Below are 1199 nucleotides of genomic sequence, written 5' to 3'. Positions count from 1 at the left end.
GATGGCAGAAGGCACCAGTAACAGCGTTCAGCAAGTGGACGCCGTGGCGCAAGATATTCAAAAAGTGACTCGTAACCTTTCAACACTAACTGGCCACTTTAAAGTCAGTTAAGTTCCCTAGAATCATTCCCTCTCTCCTTTCGGCTATGCCTTAAGGAGGGCGGCAGTATGCCCCAAATATGGGCTGATTATACAAAAACAATTATATAAAAACGAAAAATCACATAACAATTGGAGTTAGTTATGAAGAAGACAGTGGTTGCTGCCCTAGTAAGTATGGCGTTTGGAGCAAATGCTGCAAACATGGATGATCTTCGAATTAGTGGATTTGGTTCTGTAGGCATCGGTAAGTCAGACAATGCGATAGGTTATGCGGGTTATACCGACGAAAAATTAGATTGGGAGCAAGAGACATTAGCAGGCTTACAATTTGATTTTCAAGTAAATGAGCGTGCTAAGTTCGTGACGCAAATCGTTGCAAACAGCCGTTATGATTATGAGCCAAAAATTGAGATGGCTTATGCCTCTTATGATTTTGAGGCCTTCACAGCTCGAGCAGGTAAGTTGCGTTTACCTTTGTTTTTCTACTCAGATTACACAGACCTTGGCTATGCGTATCCAATGATCAGGCCTTCTCAAGAGTTGTATGAAAACATTGTTTTGAAGGGCTACACGGGTGCTGATTTATTGATTCCGATTGAACTTGAAGATTCAAGTATTCTTCTTCAGCCAGTGGTTGGTATCGGTACTATTGATGAAGATGACTCAATTGTTGGTGAGGTGAAACTAGATAAACTATTCGGTATCAGTGCCAACTGGAACGTAGATGACTTTACCTTCCGTGGTTCATATTTTGTTGCTGAATCTAATCCATCTTGTGATTTCCAAAACTCACAAGACCCGTATTGTCAATTGGGTGCAATGCTAGATAGCCAAGATGGTCAGTTCATCTCTTTGGGTGCTCAATATGACAATGGTGATCTGTTAGTTAACGTAGAAGCTGCAGATGTTCAATTGGAAGGGCAGTTTTATGACTATCAATCGGTTTCTGGTTTGGTTGGTTACCGAGTCAATGAATTTACGCCTTACGTTTCCGTTAGCTGGGTTGAAACAACAGACAACGAAGAACGTGAGAACATGACTACGACGGCTATTCAAGAGTCGATGAATTACGAGCGTCTTTCTTACTCTGTTGGTAG

Annotated in this window: 1 protein-coding gene; it reads left to right on the top strand. The window is 41.7% G+C overall.

The annotated features are described in order from the left end of the window. Nucleotides 1-243: 243 nt before the first annotated feature. Nucleotides 244-1199 (top strand): hypothetical protein (locus AB4486_RS25260; protein WP_372119461.1); only part of this gene is annotated, 956 nt, incomplete at its 3' end.

Source organism: Vibrio sp. 10N.222.55.C6 (assembly GCF_041473395.1).
Lineage (GTDB): Bacteria > Pseudomonadota > Gammaproteobacteria > Enterobacterales > Vibrionaceae > Vibrio > Vibrio crassostreae_C.
The sequence above is the reverse complement of the archived record's forward strand: the minus strand, read 5'-3'. Positions and strand labels throughout refer to the sequence as shown.